A 20,866-nucleotide genomic window follows, 5' to 3' on the forward strand; every position below is an offset into this window, starting at 1 on the left:
ATCAGATGACCACTGCACCTTTAATATCATTTTGAAATTATGTAAAACTACATACCATTTTACATATACTGTTTTCTCGAGCCGCTAAACCAACGAATTGTTGAATAAAACTTCACGTTTCGTTGGATTTTCCAAAAAAATCATCATTCTCCTTTACGGTAAGACAAAAAGTGGGGGAATGGTCATGGATCGCAAAGATCGAAACTTCGGCAAGCAATTTAAAGAGTACCGTGAAGAATATTTGGATATCAAACAGTTGGAAGCCGCTGAGCGTCTTTCCATTTCCTCTTCCGCCCTTTCGAACTATGAGAGGACCGACCGTGATTTAACACCGGATATGCTCGCGGAAATGAAGCGGACGTTTGACATTCCGGATGACTACTTCATCGCCATGCTGATGGGAGAGCCCTTACGCGATGTCAGGTCAGGTACATCTAAATCAGCCGGAAAGACCGGAGAGATACGAGAACACTATCGTGATCAATTCATCGAGCACCACCGCCAGTTATTGGAGGAGAGCAACGAATTACGGGAAATCATTGCAATCGCGGCATCTCTCTCAGCAAAACAGCGTCGCATTTATTTCAATTCGATAAAATCCAACCTTGCCGTATTTAAAAGTCTTGTTGCAAAAAGTGAGCAATACGCGGCTTCCCTTCATCCTTCTGAAAAAGAAGGTTGAAGGGTTTTTTCTTTTCCTGCGTGTGATGATTTACGAAGGTCAATGAACTGATGTATAATAGAAAGAATGCTTTATCTAGGGAGTGGTTTTATTTTGCGCGTCGCTGCAGAACGTATTTCGTATTTGCATGAACGAGAAATCGAAAAGATGATGAATGATATCCACTATACATTCCGCCCGGATCATCCGGAGCAGTCGGAACTAATCCGTAACGCCATTACAGCAGTTCGAAGAGGCGCTATTTCGTCGTACCGATATTCTCAAGATGACAGTGAAGTGCTCGCACAACTCAATGATCGTGCTTCGGAGTTTGTCCGTTTTTCGTTTAATGAACAAACGCTAAGTTGCACGTGCGGTCGTAAGGGTCGCTGTGTCCACCAGCTTACAGTCGTCTTTGACTTGTACTCACAGTTCCATTCGTTAACTGAGTGGTTTCAAGAATGGCGGACGTCTGAAAAAGAGCAGCTTGCTTTGAAAGTGACCGAGCGTACACCTGAAGCCTGGGAAGCTGTCTTATCGAGAGTGACCTCCCCTCTTCGTAAACTTACCTTATCGACCAACTCTTCAGTGTTCACATATGAATGCGCAGAAATCGAGAACCGCGTCAAGCCGCTCATGCCGTTTGAATATGAGTGGAAGCCTCTGTTCGACTTATTTTATCGCCTGCACTTAGTCGATTCAGCTTTTGAATATGCCTCTTCAATACTTTCATCAAGCCAGTCCCAGCATTCCTATGGGACATGGCAAGTCACTACATGGCTTAACGACCAAATTTCAGATATTGAAAAATTGGCAGGTACATTCAGCAACAAACCGAAGTTGTTTGAAACGGACCCATTCATGAAACGTTTGAAAGAGCTTGTCCATTCCGTTTGTGTTCACCAGACAGGTCTGTTCCCGTATCGTTTCCGCATCTATGAAGCCATTTGGGGACAGTTGTTCATTGACCGTAACGAACGGGCCGCAGAGAAACAGCTGCTTGCTCAGGACGCTTCTACTGATGCTCGTCTGTTTGCCATGTATTTCGCCATTATCGAAGGACGCGGGGATGTTCTTGAAAGTGCCCTTGCTGAAGAACAGCAGCCCGATTTCGGGAGTTGGATGACGCTTGCAAGATTTGCGCTGACTGAAGCGCTCGCCCCTACTGCCGCTTCCATTGCGCGCGGTCTTTACCCGGCTATCGAAGGCTACTTCAGCCAGAAGAAGAGCCGCAGTGAACAATTGGCAGCTGCGCATGAAATCGATATGCTACTTGCGAACGGTGATTTTTCTGATGAAGAGCGGGAAACCGTTTTTGCAATGTATGGGAAAATCGGGATACCCCGTTATTCGGATTTCTTAATAGAACGGGAACGCTATCAAGAATGGGCAGCGCTGCTTCATCGATTCAACGTACCGTATGACAGTATCGAACAAGAAGACTTGAAAATCGTGCTGGCTGAGCAGCCTGCTGCTGCCCTTCCCTTGTTGCATGATTACGCCCAGCAATTCATCGCAGAAAGGAATCGACTCAGCTATCGTCGCGCAGTGAAGCTGTTCAAGCGCATGCGGACAGCTTGTAAAAAAAGCGGTCAGACGGATTTCTGGAATCGATACATCCGAACGGTGCGGGATAAGTACCGCCGGCTGCGCGCTTTAATCGAAGAAATGGAGAGAGGGAGTCTTGAATTATGAGACCTGCACATCGACTCGCACGTGAGTTACAACTGACCATCCAGCCAACAGATCGCGGCATCTTTGCGGTTTCAGCGGCTGATGACTATGGAACAACGATACCTGCTGATCGACTTGTCTCCTTTTTCTTCTTTGCCGACGATACGTCCTTATTCGGATTAACAGTGCCAACGGAAGATAACGTCGTCCTTTTGCATCCTCATGAATGGGTCCAGGCGTTAAGCGGCAATCGCCACCCCTTCGTCGAATATACCGGAGCATCTGACCGGGATGCGGAGCAATTGGAAGCGGCGAAAGAAGCGGCGAAACTGTGGCAATCCAAGGACTTGTGGACCTATACGGAGCCTGATGCTGAACAAGTCATCCACTTCGCAGGGGACGCAGCTGGCATCTCTGATGCGGCAGCACTTCTTACAAAACAAGCAATCGCCAGCAAGTTCCAAACACTTGGTGTTCGTGCAGATATGGTCACTGCCTTATTGCCCCATCTAAAAACCTACGGATGGCCAGGTGAAACCAAATCGGATATTCCAGTGCGGCCTGCATTCCGCTTAACTGAGCCGGACTCCGAACGGACCGAGGATTGGTTACTCGAAACCGTCATTTTGAACGAACGCGGAACACAATGGGTGCCAGCCAAGTCGAAACGGAACGCTTCCATCGAAAGTGCATTACCCGCTAAAATGAAACCTTTTGCCGCTGCTATTACGGAGCAGCAATCAGAAATGATATCGTTCCTGCAGTCCATTCAACCGGAGAAAGAAGACACGTTTCTTCATATGCCGATGAGTGACACCGAAGTCCGGATGTTCATCCAGCATGATTTGCCACTATTCCAGTCGTTCGGACTCGCGGTACTTCTTCCTTCGTGGCTGAAGACCGTAACCGAGACGAAGATGAAAGTCCGTACAGATGCTGGCGTTCAGTCGTACAAATCAGCTGCCGGCCTTGATGAAGTCCTATCATTTGACTGGAGTTTCTCACTAGCCGGTAATGAAATCGACCGGGATACCTTTCAAAAAATGGTCGATGAAAATCGTGAATTCATCCGCACGGGAGATGAATGGTTCCATATCGATCCGACTTGGTTAAAGCGCATCAAAGAACTGATGGAGCAAGCGGATAATGGGGAGTGGACTGTGAAAGATTTGCTGTTCCAGGAACTCCCTGAAGAGATTGTACCGAGCGAAGACGTAGAGCTGGAAGAAGACCCGCTACTTGCGTTTACGATGCAGCAGTCACTGAGACACTATGTGGATCAAGTAATGGACAAAAAAGGGCTGCCTCATGTCCAGGTACCTGAACAGCTACAAACCGATTTGCGCCCCTATCAGCAAGAAGGCTTCAACTGGCTCATGTTCATGCGTGAACAGCACTTCGGCGCTTGTCTTGCGGATGATATGGGTCTCGGGAAAACTGTGCAGCTGATTAGTTATTTGCTGAAGGTGCATGCTGAACCTGACGCAACACCATCACTCATCATTTGCCCTACCAGTGTGCTTGGGAACTGGCAAAAAGAGTTGGAACGTTTTGCCCCTTCTTTGAAAGCGGCAGTTCACTACGGACCTGGCCGCTTGAAAGAAGAGCAGTTCAGCGAATTTCTAGCCCGGGATAATCCTGATGTCGTGCTGACGACTTACGGAACAGCTACACAAGATAGCGAATTTCTCATCGAGTTTCCATTTGCGAGCATCACACTCGATGAGGCGCAAAATATAAAAAATATGCAAACGAAGCAATCCAGAGCCATCCGTCAGCTTCGGGGTGGTCATCATATCGCGTTGACCGGTACGCCGATCGAGAACCGTCTTGCGGAGTTATGGGCGATTTTCGACTTCATCCACCGGGGATATTTCGGCAGTTTCCGTAGATTTACGGATGACTTCATTATTCCGATTGAACGGGATGATGATGAGCGGACGAAGAGTCGCCTGCGTTCCAAAATCCACCCATTTTTGTTACGAAGAACGAAAAGTGACCCGGATTTACAGCTCAATCTTCCGAAGAAGCTCGAGCAAAATGAGTACGTTCCGCTAACGAGTGAACAAGCTGCCATTTACGAAAGCTTTATCGAAGAAACGAAATTCAAGTTGCAGACCCTTTCAGGTTTTGAACGGAAAGGACTTATTTTGAAAATGTTGAGCCGGTTGAAGCAATTGTGTAATCACCCTGCTCTGTTCTTGAAAGAACCGTTTACACAAGCCGACGAAATGCTATCAAGATCTGACAAACTGGAGCGAATTGTGAAATTGGCTGCAGAAATCGCTGCCAATGGTGAGCAATGCCTGATTTTCACTCAATATATCGGAATGGGTCAGCTCATTCGACAAAGTCTTTCAGAGCTTTACGGATTTGAAGTGCCTTTCCTCACAGGAAGTATGCCGAAAGGTCAGCGTGATCATCTGGTTGAAGCGTTCCAAAAAAGTGAATTCCCGATTTTCATCCTTTCGTTGAAAGCGGGTGGCACCGGTTTAAACTTAACTGCTGCAAACCATGTATTACACGCCGATCGCTGGTGGAACCCTGCTGTTGAAAACCAGGCGACTGACCGTGCATACCGGATCGGTCAAGAAAAGTTCGTTCATGTCCATAAGTTTGTGACGATTGGAACGATTGAAGAAAAAATCGATAAGATGCTCGAAGAGAAGGCCGCGCTATCTGCTGATCTGATCCAGTCCAGTCAGTGGCTGACGGAACTATCCGATCGGGAGTTGGATGACTTGCTGTCATTCGGCTGATCCATCCGCTTAATCCGCAAATCACATCCGTGGTTTGCGGTCTTTTTATGTACATCGCCGGTTAGATGCGCCTGACGCGTTGATTTGAAGCACTTTCCGCACCTCGAAATCTTTCTCTTTCTGCTCGAGGAGATCCATCCGTTCGTTCAAATTCGCAACCATTCGGATCAGCTGACCGATTTGTAATTCCATACGCAGTATTATTTTATGGTGTGATTCCATGTACTTCTCTCCTTTTAGGCAATTTTGCTGCCGGACCAAGAAAAAGCGGTCTCTTCTGATCCGACGGCAAAATAGCGGTTAATTGGCGGTAAAAAACCACCGCTCCTCTTGGAACTGCTTCGCTGTTAGCCGTGCCTGACCACTTGTAACAGCGGTTGGTCAACTTGCTTCCCCATTCAGGACCAGAAGGAATCCCCACTCCTCATGATCCTGTTCTTCCCCCGATTCTTGCACGTACTGCTCTTTCCATGGGCAAGTACGCACATCCTGCCTACTTTGGTTTACTGGTTTTTATATCCACCTCCTTAAGCGTCCCTTTTCTAATGTCCTATGTAGCTGGTGACCCCATTAGAAAATCGGCAATGTTTCTTTTTCGTGATTTTGCGAAGGCAATTCAAAATGATCTGCCGCAGAATGACTGTGTACGTCAGCAGAAGAAGCTTCTTCTGTCCGGGCAGTTGAATGCCCTGCGGAAGATGGCTTTTTCGTGATTAGGAAACGGACATCCTCTCCTGCAACTTGGGTGACAAACGCGCGGGTCCGGTCTTCTCGCTCGTAAGAACGCGTCTGTATACGTCCAGTTACACCGATTAACGATCCTTTTCCGCAATGTTTCACGGTATTCTCCGCGGTCCGTCCCCAAATGGTAATGAAAATAAAATCCGCATCGATATCGCCTTGATGATTTTTAAAGCTGCGATTGACAGCAAGTGTAAAACTCGCTTGCATCCTTCCCTCCCCTATCATCCGGACATCCGGATCTTTCGTGATCCTTCCGACAAGTGCCACATGATTCACCTAGTTCCCTCCTCTCTTTGGATTCCTTTCATCATACGGACAAGGCTCGGAATGGACAAACATGCATTTCCCGGATTTGGAGAGGATTGAATAGCTGAACGTGAAGTTTGAAGGAATGATATTTTTGCTGAATAGGTGTTTAGCATTGGGGGGACTGTATTCTTGAATTGTGTCATATTTTCGATAATTCGGCTTTACCCATATTACAAAGAGTTTTGAATGACTATGGTATACTGGGTGAAAAAGGGGGATTCGGACGGGATGAAGACGTTTAAAATGATTTCTTTCGGGTTGCTTTCCGGAGACAAAGCGGATTATTTACCTATGCACGATGGTATCATCATCAACCAGGAGAACAGTCATCGCATGTGGATACTGGAGATGTTTCTAGATGTGGAACATAAAGAACGTTTCGAAAAACTGAAGGCGGAAGACGAGCTCGTGGAAGCGAAAGTCGTGATTTCTTACCCTGAAAACGAACCAGCCGCCTTTGTGTTAGCAGTAGATACCATTCAAGAGATTGGGGACCGCGTCTCCGTTTTATTGAAAGGCCGATTGAAACGTCAGCGTTCCGAATATGCGGAGCAATTGCTAAGTGAGCTGCTGGACCGCGGCTTTGAGGGACAGGCCCTGCTTGAACGTTTTGAAAGCGATATGCGTTCACGACCCCGACTCAAAAAGAACTGAACAAGAAAAACCACGGGAAATGCGACCCGTGGTTTTTTCGTCATTATTTTCCGTTTGACATCCCTTTGTCATCTTTCTTTGGAGAACCGCCATTGTTACCAGTTCCAGCGCTATTCCCTCCATCGATTGTGCTGTTTTCGCCCATAGTGCCGCCTTCTCCGTTACCAGTGCCTTCCAATGTATCATCATTGACACCGTCACGGTTCAGGACACCGTCGTTCATCCCGTCGTTACGATTTTCTTCTACCCCGTCGAGATTAGGACCTGTCGTACCATCAGGCGCATTGCCCTCCATATCTGGAGTCCAGTCACGTGCACGTTCTTCCATACCGTCGTTCAATTCTTCCATGGGTGTCTCGTTTTTGTCTGGAATATCGTTGTTGTTGTTACCACACCCAGCCAGTACGAATCCTGCAGCAAGTGCTGCTGGCAATACTTTTTTCAACATGAAAAATTCCCTCCTTTCAAGTAGCTATCCATCATAGCTTGGCTCGAAAAGAAGGAACTATCCATTCTTTCTTTATGCGTTATAACGTTTTTTGAGTTCCGCTTCGACGAATGCCGCTTCCGCCTTACACTCATAGACGTATTTCGTATTGTGCTTTTCCTGCATTTGTTGAATGGTAGCAATCTGTTCTTCTGACGGCGGCTCACTTAGCACTTTCTGAATGACTTCATTGATACGGCCTGCAATTTCCTCGTGGAATTGAGTGGCATGTTTGACATCATTCGGAATTTTTTCATACCAGAGCGCTTTTTCTGTAATATACTCACTCCAGCGCTTCATGAAATCTGCCATGTCATAGCGATCCGGATCCCATTCGATTTCTGTCATGTATTGTTCAAAGGTCTGTGTAATAGACCTCGTGATGCTGCTCTTCAAATTGGGTGAAAGACTTTTGAACATACTCGTTTAGTACCTCCCACGATGTACATGCTATATCGACTGCATGCTTGATTGGCTTGTTGTGCAATTCCGCACTTGCCAAAGTGTGTAAACACACTATGTAAAATTTTAGCGGATTTTTCTGTCAGACGCAACTTTTAACTGACAATTACTCTTTGGCGCCTAGTGCAAATGTGATTTCCGCTTCACATGCAATTTCATCTTCAACGGTTGCGGTTGCTTTACCTTTACCAATTGAACCACGCATGCGTGTGATTTCCACTTCAAGACGGATGACGTCTCCAGGAACAACTTGTCGTTTGAATCGGCAATTATCAATTCCTGCAAAAAATGCAAGGCGACCCTTATTCTCTTCTTTTTGAAGAATCGCCACAGCCCCTACTTGAGCTAAAGCTTCTACAATCAGCACACCCGGCATGACCGGATATCCTGGAAAGTGACCGTTGAAGTAGTTTTCGTTAATGCTTACGTTTTTAATCCCCACCGCACGCTTGCCTTCTTCAAGTTCGAGAATTCGATCGACCAATAGGAATGGGTAACGATGCGGAATGATTGCTTGGATTTGTTCAGCTGTCAGCATAGTGATTCTCCTTTTAGGTTCCCCTGAAATCTATTATTCACTTCTCTTTTCCATTCATGATATCAAAAATATGCATCCACGTATCTTTTTGGAAGATTCCGCTTGCAGTTCCATCACCGAGTACACTATAACCGATCAGAGCACCGATTACTGCAGCAACTGCCAACAATAAGATCACCAGAATGACGCGTACATAAATCGGAAGAATACGCACTTGTACCCAGCGGACCGGTTTTGTCTCCGTCGTTTCTTCTGTTTGGCTTGTTTCTTTACGCTTAGTCCGGGTTAATTGTGTAGTATCTTCAGTTTGTCCAGATTCCGCTCGGGCTTTTCGTTTACTCCGTGTTACTTGCTCATTGTCCGACGCGGCTTGAACCGTTGCTGCCTGGGCTGTCCGACTTTTTGCAGCGGGTTCATGCGGCTCGGAAGACGCGCGGGACTGGATATCAGGATTTCCTTTTTCAACTGTCATATCATTACTCCCCACTTCGCTCACCGGATATTATTGACCAGACCGAGCATCTGATCTGCGATCGAAACCGTACGCGAGTTGAATTGATACGCTCGCTGCACGTTGATGAGGTCTGTCATTTCTTTTTGGTAGTCAACATTGGACCCTTCAAGAGCTCCTTGCTGTATACCGACTTCCGGGCCCGTAATTTCTGTTAAAATATCGGCTTCCGTTACATTCAATTCTTCCAGGTTAGTCGGAAGTGTAAAATGTGTCGAGGTTAGTCGTGTCATAAGGTTGGGCCGTTCAATTAGTGTCACTGCCATTTCAGCAGTCTGCTCTGCTCCATTTGAAGACCGGGCAACCAACGTACCATCCGTCTTCAGTTCAATCGAATCTACAGGACCTTTGAAGGTGATACCGTTACCTGCACGGTCTGCTACTGCATTTCCTTCGCCGTCAACGAGTGCTACTTGGTTTCCTTGACCTGGCGTAAGGTAGAAGTTCCCTTGACGTGTATACACCGTTTCCGGACCGTCTGGACCTTGTACAATCACATTGAAGTAGTTTTTCGGTTCAGTGAGTGCAAAGTCGAGGTTTCTTCCAGTCTGCTGCAGTGTACCCACTTTCCAGTTCATCTGCGTTTGACCAAGCATCGCTCCAACGCCGTAACGGATCCCTTCAGGGGACTGACGCGGCGCTGTGTCCGCTTTGTCGTTATTGAATTGCTGATACAGCATTTCCTGAAAGCTTGCCTGATTGGCTTTGTAACCGTGTGTTCCTATATTAGACAAGTTGTTGCCGATGATATCCAGATTATTTTGCAGCTGGTTCATCGTATTGACAGCTGTCGTCATCGTACGAATCATTTAGTTTGACTCCTTCCGCTTATGCGAAGCTTGCAATTATCCATTGACACGACCGATTTCCGATACCGCTTTTTCCATACTGCGATCATAGGCTTGAAGCACTTTCTGATTGGCTTCGAATGCTCGGTAAGCAGTCATCATGTCCGTCATCGTTCGCGATGTATCCACGTTGGATTGCTCGACGAACCCTTGTTGGAATGAATAGCTGACACCCTGCGCGGCATTTGCGTCCGGCAAGTCTTGCTGAGCATAAAACAGGCCGTTATCACGCTTTACGAGCGTCTCCGGATTCGCTGCGTAACTGATTCCAAGAGCGGCTGCTTCCGTTTCACCGTACTTGATGATGCCTTCTTCTGTCACTTGGAAATCATCGTTCGGCAACTGGATGCGCTGCCCGTCTTCATCGAGGACATAATTCCCGGCAGGTGTCGTCAGATATCCTTCAGGATTCAGCGCGAAGTTTCCGTTCTTCGTGTACGCGCGTTCACCATCGGAGCCTTCCAGCGTATAGAAGACAGCACCCGTGTTGCCTGTTTCCGGATTGACTGGCAAGGTTCCGTCTACAAGGGCAATATCTGTCGTGAGTCCTGTCTCTCGCAATTGTCCTTGTGTAAACAGCGGCATGGTCTCTTGCATATACGTTCCCGTGGACAGTGCGCCGATCGGGGTCAAGCCTTTCATCTGAAAGCTATTTTGGACGGGCACTTTGGCTGCTTCCAAGTTGGATAAGAACATTTCAGGAAAAGACCGGATCGATGACTGATCTGTCTTGAAGCCTGGAGTGTTGGCATTGGCCATATTGTTAGAGAGTAATTCTGTTCTGCGCTGCTGCGCAATCATTCCTGAACCTGCTGTGTAAAATCCACGGAACATGTGCCCCGCCTCCTTTTTAGGTATGTTGCAAATGATCCAGTGGCAAACAGATTAAGAACGATTCCGTTTTTTGTCTAAGCTATCCAGCATAATTCCTGTCCCTTTAGCGACGCAGCCAAGTGGATCGTCTGCTATGAAAATAGGTACTTTCAACTCTTCTGCCAGCAGTTGGTCCAGTCCTCGAAGAAGTGCACCGCCGCCAGTTAAGATGATGCCCCTATCAATAATATCCGCAGAAAGTTCAGGAGGTGTTTTCTCCAAAACATTTTTGGCTGAATGAAGGATCCACGCAATGGACTCTTCCATCGCTTTCGTGATTTCCTTTGAATGGACTGTGATCGTTCTAGGAAGACCTGAAACCATATCACGCCCTCGAATATCCATTTCGTCATTATGGCTATCCGGGAATACGGAAGTGACGGTCATTTTGATGTTTTCCGCAGTCCTTTCGCCAATTAATAGCTTATGTTGTTTCTTTATGTGATTCATGATGTCTTGATCGAACGTATTGCCTGCGATCTTAATGGATTCGGATGTGACAATGTCACCCATGGAAAGAACCGCGACATCTGTTGTGCCGCCTCCGATATCAATCACCATATTTCCACTTGGTTGATAAATGTCCATTCCTGCTCCGATTGCAGCTACTTTCGGTTCGGCTTCAAGAAAAACTTGCCGACCGCCCGATTTCTGGACGGCTTCTTTGATGGCTTTCTGTTCAACGCTAGTGACGTCAGTGGGACAGCAGATCAAGATGCGTGGTTTAGAAAACCAGCCTTTGACATTCAGACGATCAATGAAACCTTTCAGCATCGCTTCTGTACTATCGAAGTCAGCAATGACACCGTGTTTCAATGGTCGTATTACCTGGATATTACTAGGGGCCCGTCCGATCATCAGCCTTGCTTCTTCTCCAACCGCTTTTAATGTACGTGTTTTCGTGTCGACTGCAACAACTGATGGCTCGTTAAGCAGAATCCCTTTTCCTTTTACATGTATTAAAACATTAGCTGTTCCCAGGTCAATGCCGATATCTTTCGCAAACATCTCATCCCTGCCCCTTCCATTCGTTCAGGCGTTATCTCGTACGTTTACACGTTCTCCTAACTTAACATTTTATCACAGTGTTCCGAAAAAGAACATAAAAAATCGCTATTTTCGTGCGTTGCCACGGTTATAGGAAGCTAACTCCGGTTTTTACTGTCTCCATAGAAAAAACGGACTGCGTGAGTCGCTAGTCCGTCTCTGTTGCTGCTGTCTCATTCAATTTGCGCTGTTCGATTTTCCATTTTTGACGTGTCGCTTCGCCGCCTCGCAAATGACGGATCGATTTGTGATAGGCCAAAATTTTCGCAACTTCCTCTGACAATTGGGCATCAATATTAGGCAGGCGCTCTGTCAGATCTTTGTGTACTGTACTTTTTGAGTAGCCCGTCGCTTTTGCGAGCGCTCTCACAGTGAGACCGGTTTCGATGAGCAGGTTGCCGAGACGTACGCAGCGTCTCCGAATTTGTTCGTGCACACCCTCTTCCTTTCCCGTCAATCCATTTGTTCTTTCACTGTATGCGAAGGGGCGGCAGGCTATTCCTTTTGAATGTAGAGGTGTTCTTTCTGCGCGGGCACGTTATCGATCAGTTATGGGATTTTGTAGGACACGTGGCGCGTGTTCTCGATCTTGAAGTGCACTTTACCAATCAGTTCTTAGGGTTCTCCGGCACTTTATGGAGTTTCTCGATAACAGGACACAATTCACCTGAGGAATGGGATTGGATGAATCGGGTGCGCTTCGCTTATTGGGAAGGGTATCACATTTTGATCTGGAGTAAGGCGGAATTTATTGCTGTTTCAGTGGAGATTTATGAGCGATTTCCGGGATTTATGAGCGATTTCCATGCTTTATGAGCGCGTGCTGAGTTTTATGATCACTTTACATGCTTTATGAGCGATTTCCGAGTTTTATGATCACTTTCCAGGTTTTATGATCACTTTACATGCTTTATGAGCGCTTCCCAGGTTTTATGATCACTTTACATGCTTTATGAGCGATTTCTGAGTTTTATGATCACTTCCCATGCTTTATGAGCGTTTTCCGGGTTTTATGATCACTTCCCATGCTTTATGAGCGTTTTCCGGGTTTTATGATCACTTCCCATGCTTTATGAGCGCTCATCCGGTTTTAAGATCACTTTCACAAGATTCCTAATCACATCCGGCTTACGCGCACAAAAAAACCTGCCGGGAGGGAGGCAGGTTGGCTCAAAGAGTTATTTAAAAGGCCAAGAAGGAACGCGGATTCACAGCGACATCATCTTTTAGGACTTCGAAGTGCAAGTGGACGCCTGCTTGTGGATTCCATTCGTTTTCTGCTGTCATTGCTAAAGCTTCACCTTGCTGGATTTCGTCACCCTCTTTTACGAGAATGCCAGTGACGGAACGGTAGATCGTTTTCAATCCATCCTTGTGGGAAATGATGATTTCACTGCCTTTGAATGGATCGGAGACGATTTTTTCCACTTTCCCGCTCATCGCTGCGACCACTTCGAACGGTTTCCCGTCCACCGCGATGGACACACCTTCGTTTGTAACGTATGTCTGTTTAAATACGAGGAGTGCGTTTTCTCGACTAGCTGCATCGGCTTTTGCGTCATAGAAGTCCTGGATAATCGCAACTTGGTCAAGAAGTTCTTCATCAAACGGATACTTCAGTTGTTCGTTTGCTGCATTTGTTTCCAACGTGACTTCGTCCTGTGGCTTTTCTTTGTCTACAGCGGCCTGTTCACCGGCGTCTGGTTTCGTCAATGCATTATATCCCCATACCATTCCAACGAACAGCAGGGCGAAACTTGCATAGATTGATGGCCAGAACCAGTTGCTTTTCGTGCTCTTGTTTTTCTGAGAAGGGGCGTTCGGTTTTTTTTCTTCTCTCATTTATGATCACCTCACTCGCTATTCTCTGCAAGTTAAGGATTTTTTAAACATTCCTCTTTCGATTTTTCAAAAGATTTTATTTCCGTGCCGGTATAATAGTGTTTGACAATCTGTTCTGCAGTCCATCCCTTCTTTGCATAAGCCTCTGCACCATTTTGACTCATGCCGACACCGTGGCCGTAACCTTTCGTCGTGATGTGTACGATTTTGTTTGTCACATCGAACCCAATATTGAAGTCGGTGGAAGGCAGTTTCAGCTTTTCCCGCATTTCGCGGCCGCTTGTTTCAAATTCCCCTGAGATGACGCTCTGCACACGTCCTGTCTCATTCCGAACGAGCTGGAGCGAACGGAAGTCCTCTTCTTTCCAAGCAGTTCCCAGTTTTTCATTCCACTCGGCAAGAGGCATGTTGAGTGTCCGTTCGACTTCTTCAGAAACGGTTTGTTCGTCCGGGCTATCCACACTTTGCAAGTATGGGATTGGATTGCCTGTGAAGTTCTCAGCGGTTTCCGTCTGGCCATTTGAAGTTGAGAAAAACATGGCGGTAATCATTTCTTGGTCGTGTACGATGACGGACCCCGCTGTTTCTTCAACTGCTTTTCGTATCTTCAGTTCGTTTTCTTTGAACTGTTTCCCCCAGCGTTCTTTACGTTCTTTTTCGTTGGAATAGACTTGTGCTGTCACGCTCCGACCGATCGGTTTTGTGCCTTCTGCCGTCTCTTTGAGTGCATATGTGCGTGCTGCAATCGCTTGTGCTTTAAGAGCTTCCAATGAGTAAGCGACTGGCATTTCAGACGCGACAACTCCGATGATATACTCTTCGAGCGGCAGCGGCTTGTCCTCTCCTTCTACTGTAATTTCGGTCTCACAAGCTATTTCCGCGGGTGGCTTGGCGTCTAGTGGTCTGTTGTACTTCAAGTTTAGAAGTACAGGTATAAAAAACAGGAAAATGATGAATACTACTAGTAGTCGTTTGTCCATGTTGTATGGTATGTTCTCTTTCAATCAATTATGAGAATGTTTTTGACTTCCTCCTATTCTTAATCTCTTATGACACGAATCGACAGGATATTTCAAATACCCCGGATTTTCATATTCGAATCTATACGCAAAAAAGCTGCCCCTCGTGTAAGGGACAGCTTTGCTCGGTATTATGAATGCACAGCTTCTGAATCTGCTGTTTCAGATTCGCTAGAGACACGGCTGATATCTGCGCCAAGTGCTTTCAGTTTCTGATGGAAGTTGACGTAGCCGCGATCCAAGTGAATAAGTTCGGTGACTCTCGTAACGCCTTCTGCAACAAGACCAGCAAGGATGAGTGCAGCTGCAGCCCGAAGATCCGTTGCTGCCACTTCAGCTCCTTGAAGATTTGAAGGTCCGTTCATGATAACAGAACGTCCTTCGATTTTGATATCCGCATTCATTCGACGGAATTCTTCCACGTGCATGAACCGGTTTTCGAATACTGTTTCTGTTAACACACCCGTACCTTCTGATTTCAACATGAGTGCCATCATTTGTGACTGCATGTCTGTAGGGAAACCAGGGTGTGGCATTGTCTTCAGATCCACCGACTTTAATGGATGCTGCGCTGTGATGCGAAGACCTTCATCGAGTTCAGTAATGACAACGCCCATTTCTTGCAGCTTAGAGATCAATGCAGCATTGTGTTCAGGTAATGCATTTTCAATCGTCACGTCTCCGCCTGTAATCGCTGCAGCCACCATGAATGTACCCGTTTCGATACGGTCCGGGATGATGTTGTGAACAGCACCTACTAATTTTTCAACGCCTTCGATACGGATAACATCTGTTCCAGCACCGATGACTCTGCCGCCCATTTCGTTGATGAAGTTCGCAAGGTCAACAATTTCAGGCTCTTTAGCCGCATTTTCGATCAATGTCGTACCGTTTGCAAGTGCAGCAGCAGTCATGATGTTTTCAGTTGCACCAACACTTGGGAAGTCAAGATAGATTTTTGCACCTTGAAGACCATTTTTAACGCGTGCTTCAACAAAACCGTGGCCAAACGAAATATCCGCGCCCATTGCTTCGAAGCCTTTCAAGTGCTGGTCAATAGGACGTGATCCGATTGCACAGCCTCCCGGCATTGCTACGCGTGCAAAGCCATTGCGCGCAAGAAGTGGTCCCATTACTAGAATGGATGCACGCATTTTGCGAACGTATTCGAATTGCGCTTCACTTGTAAGTGTCTCTCTGGAATCAATGATCAGCTCGCCAATTTCAGGTTTATATTCAGTTTTTGCATATAAGCTCTTAAGTACTTCATTAATTGTGCGAACATCCGATAGATTAGGTACTTCGCGGATGACATTGACGCCCTCAGACGCAAGCAACGCGGCCGCGAGTATCGGCAGCACTGCGTTCTTAGCTCCTTCTACCCGCACTGTACCGTGCAGCTGTCGTCCACCATTAATAATAATTTTATCCAAAACAAGCCCCTCCGACTCAAAGTTATAATTCGTTCTCATACGTGACAGAGTTACATATCCAAAAATCAATAAATTATACTAGTAAAAAATCATCCAAACTCAGTCCATTGTACAACGGCACGAATTAATTCACAAGCGCCATTGTGACCCTTTCCGACAAAAGATAGCTGTAGTCTAAATTATGTACAGGCGGGATGTCCTGTGTGGGTATTTTACAATTTATTTATTACTGCCGTATTACGTAAAGGTTACATTCAATTTTGTTCCCTTGTGATGATTTGGGTAAACCTCTCTCATCAAATTATAATGTAGTGATTCGTCTCATTGCCCCAGAGGCATCGATTGTCTTCGCGGCGATAAGACGGATCATCCAAAGATGAAAGGAAGTCTTCCCGACCAATAGGATATGTCTAAAAAGAAATTTGATACCAAAGATCCGATGGCAATACTCAACATAATAAATAGTAATTGTGTTTGAAATACGCGATTTTTACGGATGATCGCTTGAGGCATTATCGCTTGCAATGCAAAAAATGAGACACCGATGAAAAAAATATGTGACCCGAGTGCTAATAATGGATTCACGCCTAGTGCGTCCATAGACATCTACTCCCGATGCGTACTTCTTCCGATGAAGTACGTTTTTTGTCAGCGTTTTAAAAAAATCGGACAGAAGAATCTCCTCTGTCCGATTCGGTCGTATCCGCATTACATACCGGATACATTAATACGGTTAATGGCCCTACGTAAATTAAGTTCAGCCATTTGACGCTCCAGTTTGTTCGAAGTCTGCTGGAGTTCAACTTCTGCCTTACGTTTTGCAAGTTCAGCACGTGCCAGGTCAATGCCGGAAGCAAGTTCCGCACTTTGCGCAAGCACTGTGACAACATCCGGACGGACTTCCAAGAAGCCGCCGTTTACTGCCACGTGTTCTGTTGAATTGCCGTTTTTCAGACGAAGTGCGCCGATTTCAAGTGGCGCTACCATCGCGATGTGTCCTGGTAAAATACCAAGCTCACCGGTTTCGGTAACAGCTATCACCATATCCGCTTCAGTTTCGCTGACAGGGCCGTCGGGAGTGACGATATTAACTTTTATCTTCATAATTTCCCCTCCTGGTCCCTTATATTAGACTTCTACGCCCATGTCTTTCGCTTTAGCCACAACTTCTTCAATACGTCCAACGAGTCGGAATGCATCTTCAGGAAGGTGGTCGTATTTGCCTTCAAGGATTGCCTTGAAGCCTTGTACAGTTTCAGCAACCGGCACATACGAACCTTTTTGGCCCGTGAATTGCTCGGCAACGTGGAAGTTTTGTGACAGGAAGAACTGAACACGACGAGCACGATCAACGATCTGCTTGTCATCTTCACTCAACTCATCCATACCTAGGATTGCAATGATATCTTGAAGTTCACGGTAACGCTGCAATGTTTGTTGTACTTGCATCGCAACATCATAGTGCTCTTTACCGACAACATCCGCACTAAGAGCGCGTGAAGTTGAAGCAAGTGGATCCACTGCTGGGTAAATACCCATCTCAGATAGTTTACGCTCAAGGTTCGTCGTTGCATCAAGGTGAGCAAACGTCGTAGCAGGAGCTGGATCTGTATAGTCATCGGCTGGTACATAGATCGCTTGGATCGATGTAACAGAACCTTTGTTAGTTGAAGTGATACGCTCTTGCAGCTGACCCATTTCAGTCGCCAATGTCGGCTGGTAACCAACCGCAGATGGCATACGGCCGAGCAAGGCAGAAACTTCAGAACCGGCTTGTGTGAAACGGTAGATGTTATCGATGAAGAGCAGAACGTCAGCGCCCTGTTCGTCACGGAAGTGCTCCGCCATTGTCAAACCAGTCAAGGCAACACGCATACGCGCACCCGGTGGCTCGTTCATCTGACCGAAGACCATCGCCGTTTTCTTAATAACGCCTGAGTCCGTCATTTCATAGTACAAGTCGTTTCCTTCACGAGTACGCTCTCCAACACCAGCGAATACCGAGATACCGCCGTGCTCTTGTGCGATGTTGTTGATCAATTCCTGGATGAGAACGGTTTTACCTACACCCGCACCACCGAAGAGACCGATTTTACCACCCTTGATGTAAGGAGCAAGTAAGTCAACAACTTTAATACCCGTTTCAAGAATTTCCACTTTCGTAGAAAGGAATTCAAATGATGGTGCTTCACGGTGAATCGGATCACGCTGGACATCTGCCGCTAACGGCGCTCCAAGGTCGATTTCCTCACCAAGAACATTGAATACTCGTCCGAGAGTAACGTCTCCAACAGGTACTGAGATTGGCGCGCCCATATCTATTACTTCTTCGCCGCGTCTCAAACCATCTGTAGAGGACATTGCAATCGTACGTACAGAATCGTCTCCAAGGTGCAAGGCCACTTCAAGTGTGAGCGTTTCCGCTTCAGCACCCGGGCGATTGATTTGGACTTTCAGGGAGTTGTAGATCTCTGGAAGTTGTCCATCCGCAAAGCGAACGTCAACAACTGGACCCATTACCTGAAGAATTTGTCCTTTACTCATGCTTTTCCCTCCTGTCGTACTGGTACGTTCGTTTTCGTTACGCCTATTCGAGCGCTGCAACGCCGGCAACGATTTCAGTGATTTCCTGGGTAATCGCAGCTTGACGGGCACGGTTGAATACAAGCGTCAAGTCATCTATCAAATCAGTAGCATTATCTGTAGCAGTCTTCATCGCAGTCATACTGGAAGCATGTTCGCTTGCTTTCCCGTCAAGGACCGCTCCGAAAATGAGGCTCTCCGCATATTGCGGCAATAAGGATTCAAGAATCACTTCAGCAGAAGGTTCGAATTCATATGACGAGCTCACTCCAGACGGTTCAAGATCAGTTAGCGGAAGCAATTTCCGTTCCGTCGGCTCGTTGGAGATGGCGGAGACGAAATGGTTGTAATAAAGGTACAACTCATCGTAATTGCCTTCCGTGAACATGCCAACAGCTTTATTCGCGATGTTTTTTATCTCTTCGAACGAAGGGTGATCGGTCACACCGACAAGGCTCTCTTGTACGTTGAATCCGAGACGTTCAAAAAACTCAGTTCCTTTACTTCCGATTACGAAGAGCACGATTTCATCTTTAGATGCATGGCGCGCTTCGATTGCACGTTTCGCTTTACGCAGAATGTTGGCGTTGTATCCTCCAACAAGTCCACGGTCAGATGTGACGATAATATATCCCGTCTTTTTGACTGGGCGAGTGACTAACATCGGATGTCCGGAGTTTTGAGTCACAGAAGCGATGGATCCAACCACTTCTTCAATCTTGTCCATATACGGTACGAATTTCTTCGCGTTTGCTTCCGCACGGCTCAATTTTGAAGCAGAGACCATTTGCATCGCTTTCGTGATTTGACGTGTACTCTTCGTCGATTTAATGCGTTGTTCCACCTCGCGTAATGAGGCCATTGGCTATTCACCACCTTTATGTTTTAGTCCCGTAATCCGTTACTTAACTTATTGTCCTGAAACCGCGAAGTTCTTTTTGAACTCGTTGATAGCCGCTGCAAATACATCATCTGCAGGAAGACCTTTCGTAGTACGGATCGTTTCCAATACGTCTGTGTGGTTGCTTTCAAGCCAAATATTGATTTCACTTTCAAAGCGAAGAATATCTTTAACTGGGATATCGTCAAGGAATCCACGAGTAAGTGCGTAAAGGATTACGACTTGGTGTTCTACCTTAACCGGCTTGTTCAAGTCTTGTTTCAAGACTTCAACAGTACGGTGTCCACGGTCAAGTTTCGCCTTCGTTGCCGGGTCAAGGTCTGATCCGAACGCAGAGAACGCTTCAAGTTCACGGAACGCAGCAAGGTCAAGACGCAGTGTACCTGCAACCTTCTTCATTGCTTTGATCTGTGCAGATCCACCTACACGGGATACGGAAAGTCCAGCGTTGATCGCTGGGCGTACGCCTGAGAAGAATAGATCCGATTGAAGGAAGATCTGACCATCCGTTATGGAGATTACGTTCGTTGGAATGTATGCAGAAATATCGCCTGCTTGTGTTTCAACGAATGGCAATGCTGTAATTGAACCGCCACCTAGGGAGTCGTTCAATTTTGCAGCACGCTCGAGTAAACGAGAGTGTAAGTAGAATACATCTCCTGGATATGCTTCGCGACCTGGAGGACGGCGCAGCAACAAGGAAAGCTCACGATACGCAGCAGCTTGTTTTGAAAGATCATCATAAACGATCAAAACGTGCTTGCCTTGGAACATGAACTCTTCAGCCATTGTAATACCTGCATAAGGAGCAAGGTAAAGAAGTGGCGATGGTTGAGAAGCCGATGCAGTTACAACGATTGTGTAGTCTAGTGCGCCGTTTTCACGAAGCGTTTCAACAACACCGCGAACTGTAGATTCTTTCTGACCAATTGCTACATAAATACAAATCATATCCTGATCTGCTTGGTTAAGAATTGTATCGATCGCTACAGTAGTTTTACCTGTCTGGCGGTCACCGATGATCAATTCACGTTGTCCACGACCGATCGGTACAAGTGCGTCAATCGCCTTAATACCTGTCTGAAGCGGCTCATCAACCGATTTACGAGCCATAACGCCTTGCGCTGGGCTTTCAATCGGACGAGTTTTTGTAGTATGAATCGGACCTAGTCCATCCACTGGCTGCCCAAGTGAATTGACAACACGTCCAATCAATTCTTCTCCAACTGGAACTTCCATGATACGGCCTGTACGACGTACTTCATCGCCTTCTTTAATGTCTTTGTATGGCCCAAGGATAACGATACCTACGTTGTTCGCTTCCAAGTTTTGTGCCATACCAAGTACACCTGTAGAGAACTCAAGAAGTTCTCCGGCCATGACATTGTCGAGACCATGAGCACGGGCGATACCGTCACCTACTGCGAGAACAGTACCTACTTCGCTAACTTCCATCTCAGACTGATAGCCAGCAATTTGCTGCTTAATCAGTGTGCTGATTTCTTCAGCTTTGATGCCCAT

The 20,866-nt window shown here is 46.5% G+C and carries 23 protein-coding genes; 5 read left to right on the forward strand and 18 right to left on the reverse strand.

Features of this window, described 5'->3' with window-relative positions; all coding sequences use genetic code 11:
* Window positions 1-184 precede the first annotated feature (184 nt).
* The 3 genes from ABE021_RS13785 (at window position 185) to ABE021_RS13795 (ending at window position 5,094) form a co-directional block, all read left to right on the forward strand.
* Window positions 185-682 (forward strand): helix-turn-helix domain-containing protein, encoded by a 498-nt coding sequence (locus tag ABE021_RS13785; RefSeq protein WP_430289426.1) that lies wholly within the window; start codon window positions 185-187, stop codon window positions 680-682.
* A 93-nt stretch (window positions 683-775) separates the two neighbouring features.
* The gene (locus tag ABE021_RS13790) at window positions 776-2,356 is read left to right on the forward strand and encodes a hypothetical protein (protein WP_430289427.1); all 1,581 of its coding nucleotides are present in this window, start codon (window positions 776-778) and stop codon (window positions 2,354-2,356) included.
* Window positions 2,353-5,094 (forward strand): DEAD/DEAH box helicase, encoded by a 2,742-nt coding sequence (locus tag ABE021_RS13795; protein ID WP_430289429.1) that lies wholly within the window; start codon window positions 2,353-2,355, stop codon window positions 5,092-5,094. The genes ABE021_RS13790 and ABE021_RS13795 overlap by 4 nt, the downstream gene beginning before the upstream one ends.
* 45 nt (window positions 5,095-5,139) lie before the next feature.
* Here ABE021_RS13795 and ABE021_RS13800 read toward each other — a convergent pair whose 3' ends face one another.
* Window positions 5,140-5,316 carry a hypothetical protein gene (locus tag ABE021_RS13800; protein ID WP_430289431.1) on the reverse strand — a complete coding sequence of 59 codons (177 nt, stop codon included), beginning with the start codon at window positions 5,314-5,316 and terminating at the stop codon, window positions 5,140-5,142.
* A 348-nt stretch (window positions 5,317-5,664) separates the two neighbouring features.
* Window positions 5,665-6,114 carry a single-stranded DNA-binding protein gene (locus ABE021_RS13805; protein WP_430289432.1) on the reverse strand — a complete coding sequence of 150 codons (450 nt, stop codon included), beginning with the start codon at window positions 6,112-6,114 and terminating at the stop codon, window positions 5,665-5,667.
* Between the two features lie 261 nt (window positions 6,115-6,375).
* On the opposite strand from ABE021_RS13805, the gene ABE021_RS13810 reads away from it, so the two are divergent.
* Window positions 6,376-6,801 (forward strand): YwpF family protein, encoded by a 426-nt coding sequence (locus ABE021_RS13810; RefSeq protein ID WP_430289434.1) that lies wholly within the window; start codon window positions 6,376-6,378, stop codon window positions 6,799-6,801.
* Window positions 6,802-6,844: 43 nt separating this feature from the next.
* Here the strand turns inward: ABE021_RS13810 and ABE021_RS13815 are convergent, their stop codons facing one another.
* From ABE021_RS13815 to ABE021_RS13850, 8 genes are all read right to left on the reverse strand, one after another.
* Window positions 6,845-7,249 carry a hypothetical protein gene (locus ABE021_RS13815; RefSeq protein WP_430289436.1) on the reverse strand — a complete coding sequence of 135 codons (405 nt, stop codon included), beginning with the start codon at window positions 7,247-7,249 and terminating at the stop codon, window positions 6,845-6,847.
* 72 nt (window positions 7,250-7,321) lie between these two features.
* Window positions 7,322-7,708, reverse strand: a complete 387-nt coding sequence (locus ABE021_RS13820; protein ID WP_430289437.1) for a hypothetical protein — start codon at window positions 7,706-7,708, stop codon at window positions 7,322-7,324.
* Window positions 7,709-7,856: 148 nt separating this feature from the next.
* Window positions 7,857-8,288, reverse strand: coding sequence for a 3-hydroxyacyl-ACP dehydratase FabZ (fabZ, locus tag ABE021_RS13825; protein ID WP_430289438.1), 432 nt, complete (start codon window positions 8,286-8,288; stop codon window positions 7,857-7,859).
* A gap of 37 nt (window positions 8,289-8,325) precedes the next feature.
* On the reverse strand, window positions 8,326-8,760 hold the full coding sequence (locus tag ABE021_RS13830; RefSeq protein ID WP_430289440.1) for a DNA-directed RNA polymerase subunit beta: 435 nt from the start codon (window positions 8,758-8,760) through the stop codon (window positions 8,326-8,328).
* A gap of 20 nt (window positions 8,761-8,780) precedes the next feature.
* Window positions 8,781-9,608 (reverse strand): flagellar hook-basal body protein, encoded by an 828-nt coding sequence (locus ABE021_RS13835; RefSeq protein ID WP_430289441.1) that lies wholly within the window; start codon window positions 9,606-9,608, stop codon window positions 8,781-8,783.
* Between the two features lie 36 nt (window positions 9,609-9,644).
* Window positions 9,645-10,481: a flagellar hook-basal body protein gene (locus ABE021_RS13840; protein ID WP_430289443.1), complete on the reverse strand. Its 837-nt coding sequence runs from the start codon at window positions 10,479-10,481 to the stop codon at window positions 9,645-9,647.
* A 51-nt stretch (window positions 10,482-10,532) separates the two neighbouring features.
* Window positions 10,533-11,528, reverse strand: coding sequence for a rod shape-determining protein MreB (gene mreB, locus ABE021_RS13845; protein ID WP_430289444.1), 996 nt, complete (start codon window positions 11,526-11,528; stop codon window positions 10,533-10,535).
* Window positions 11,529-11,715: 187 nt separating this feature from the next.
* Entirely contained in the window at window positions 11,716-12,003 is a 288-nt protein-coding gene (locus tag ABE021_RS13850) for a sporulation transcriptional regulator SpoIIID (protein ID WP_116017965.1), read from the reverse strand.
* A 68-nt stretch (window positions 12,004-12,071) separates the two neighbouring features.
* Between ABE021_RS13850 and ABE021_RS13855 the strand changes: the two genes are divergently transcribed.
* Window positions 12,072-12,383 (forward strand): hypothetical protein, encoded by a 312-nt coding sequence (locus ABE021_RS13855; protein ID WP_430289446.1) that lies wholly within the window; start codon window positions 12,072-12,074, stop codon window positions 12,381-12,383.
* A 366-nt stretch (window positions 12,384-12,749) separates the two neighbouring features.
* Here the strand turns inward: ABE021_RS13855 and ABE021_RS13860 are convergent, their stop codons facing one another.
* From ABE021_RS13860 to atpA, 8 genes are all read right to left on the reverse strand, one after another.
* The gene (locus ABE021_RS13860) at window positions 12,750-13,409 is read right to left on the reverse strand and encodes a peptidoglycan DD-metalloendopeptidase family protein (RefSeq protein WP_430289447.1); all 660 of its coding nucleotides are present in this window, start codon (window positions 13,407-13,409) and stop codon (window positions 12,750-12,752) included.
* A 32-nt stretch (window positions 13,410-13,441) separates the two neighbouring features.
* Window positions 13,442-14,389: a stage II sporulation protein D gene (gene spoIID / locus ABE021_RS13865; RefSeq protein WP_430289449.1), complete on the reverse strand. Its 948-nt coding sequence runs from the start codon at window positions 14,387-14,389 to the stop codon at window positions 13,442-13,444.
* Between the two features lie 170 nt (window positions 14,390-14,559).
* Window positions 14,560-15,861 carry a UDP-N-acetylglucosamine 1-carboxyvinyltransferase gene (gene murA, locus ABE021_RS13870; RefSeq protein WP_430289450.1) on the reverse strand — a complete coding sequence of 434 codons (1,302 nt, stop codon included), beginning with the start codon at window positions 15,859-15,861 and terminating at the stop codon, window positions 14,560-14,562.
* Window positions 15,862-16,227: 366 nt separating this feature from the next.
* Window positions 16,228-16,461, reverse strand: a complete 234-nt coding sequence (locus ABE021_RS13875) for a DUF1146 family protein (protein ID WP_430289452.1) — start codon at window positions 16,459-16,461, stop codon at window positions 16,228-16,230.
* A 108-nt stretch (window positions 16,462-16,569) separates the two neighbouring features.
* Window positions 16,570-16,968, reverse strand: coding sequence for a F0F1 ATP synthase subunit epsilon (locus ABE021_RS13880; protein ID WP_430289485.1), 399 nt, complete (start codon window positions 16,966-16,968; stop codon window positions 16,570-16,572).
* Window positions 16,969-16,989: 21 nt separating this feature from the next.
* Window positions 16,990-18,405: a F0F1 ATP synthase subunit beta gene (gene atpD, locus ABE021_RS13885; RefSeq protein WP_430289453.1), complete on the reverse strand. Its 1,416-nt coding sequence runs from the start codon at window positions 18,403-18,405 to the stop codon at window positions 16,990-16,992.
* Between the two features lie 43 nt (window positions 18,406-18,448).
* Complete coding sequence (gene atpG, locus ABE021_RS13890; protein ID WP_191691091.1) at window positions 18,449-19,306, reverse strand: ATP synthase F1 subunit gamma; 858 nt, start codon at window positions 19,304-19,306, stop codon at window positions 18,449-18,451.
* Between the two features lie 48 nt (window positions 19,307-19,354).
* Entirely contained in the window at window positions 19,355-20,866 is a 1,512-nt protein-coding gene (gene atpA, locus ABE021_RS13895; RefSeq protein ID WP_191691093.1) for a F0F1 ATP synthase subunit alpha, read from the reverse strand.

The organism is Sporosarcina gallistercoris (genome assembly GCF_050459885.1).
GTDB lineage: Bacteria > Bacillota > Bacilli > Bacillales_A > Planococcaceae > Sporosarcina > Sporosarcina gallistercoris_A.